This window comes from Vibrio sp. 03_296, assembly GCF_002265885.1.
This window is the reverse complement of record NZ_NPKW01000838.1, coordinates 1-1,268: the sequence shown is the minus strand read 5'-3', so window position 1 is coordinate 1,268 and position 1,268 is coordinate 1. Positions and strand designations below refer to the sequence as shown.

Below are 1,268 nucleotides of genomic sequence, written 5' to 3'. Positions count from 1 at the left end.
TGGGTTCCATTACGCCATACATCGGTCTATTTGGTACTGTGTGGGGTATCATGCATGCTTTCATCGCGCTTGGCGAAGTGAAGCAAGCAACATTATCAATGGTGGCTCCGGGTATCGCAGAAGCGCTTATTGCGACAGCAATGGGTCTTTTTGCCGCGATTCCTGCGGTTTATGGCTTCAACCGATTTGCTAGCAAAGAGGGCAAATAGAGCACAACTACTCAACGTTTTCGGAAGAGTTCCATAGCATTCTGCACCGTCAGGCGATGGCAGGTAGTCAGTAATGGCCGGGTATCAACCAAAAAAGAGTAAGATGACCGCAGAGATTAACGTCGTGCCCTATATCGACGTTTATGTTAGTACTGTTGAATCATCTTTATGGCAACAGTCCCCGTTTGTTTCTCAGGGCGTTTGACGTTGAGTTGCCAAAACCAGTAACGCTAAACCATGTCGGATTTAGCGGGTGAAGTGACAGCAGCTTTATCATCATTGAGGTCGACAGCGAGGGTAACCTAGRTCTGAGTGTTAACAATGATGAAGTTCAGCGTGGACTCTCTTTAGAAGATGTGATTGTACGTGTGAAAGCCGAACTTTCACTAAAGCCAAATTCTCCCGTGGCAGTGGGTGGTGACGCGGCGACACCTTATGCGGAAGTCGTTTTGTTGCTAGATGAGTTGAGTAAGGCAGGCATCGAGAAAGTCGGCCTATTGACGGATATCAAATAGAACCAGACGCGATCATGAGAGAAAAGAAAAGCAAGCGGAATGATTACGTAGTACCGATAGCAGTATCGTCGGCTCTGCACGTTGTTTTAGTTATCGCGCTTTGTGGGGGCGGACTTTACCATGTCTAAACCACAGGCCGAGTGGGACAGATGGTTCAGGCAGTTGATCATTGACCCTAAACTTAGTAAAACAGCAAGCCAATCCAAATTCCGTCAGCAGCGACGAATCGGCAGCAAAAAAGAGCAAGAAAGATTAGATAAACTGCGTCGTGAAGCAGAGCAACTGGAGAAGAATCGCAAAGCGGAAGAAGAGCAGCTGCGCAAGTTAAAAGCACAACAAGCGCGTGATGCCAAAGCGGCGCGAGAAGCCGAAGAAGTACGTAAACAAAAAGAACAAGAAAAGAGAATCGCTGAAGAAAAAGCGCGCAAAGAGAAAGAGCGTGTTGCAAAGCTTGAAGCTGAGCGAAAAACAAAAGAAGAAGCGATTAAAAAAGCGGAACAAGAACGTTTAGCGAAAGAAGCGGCTATCGCAAAAGCAGAGCAGA

General features: G+C 47.0%; 3 pseudogenes. All 3 read left to right on the top strand.

The features are described from left to right. Positions 1-283: pseudogene (locus tag CIK04_RS28290) on the top strand (MotA/TolQ/ExbB proton channel family protein); the annotation flags it as partial. Continuing rightward, positions 283-724: pseudogene (locus tag CIK04_RS28285) on the top strand (biopolymer transporter ExbD). The pseudogenes CIK04_RS28290 and CIK04_RS28285, both read left to right, overlap by 1 nt. Positions 725-738: 14 nt before the next feature. After that, a pseudogene (gene tolA, locus CIK04_RS28280) lies at positions 739-1,268 on the top strand (cell envelope integrity protein TolA); the annotation flags it as partial.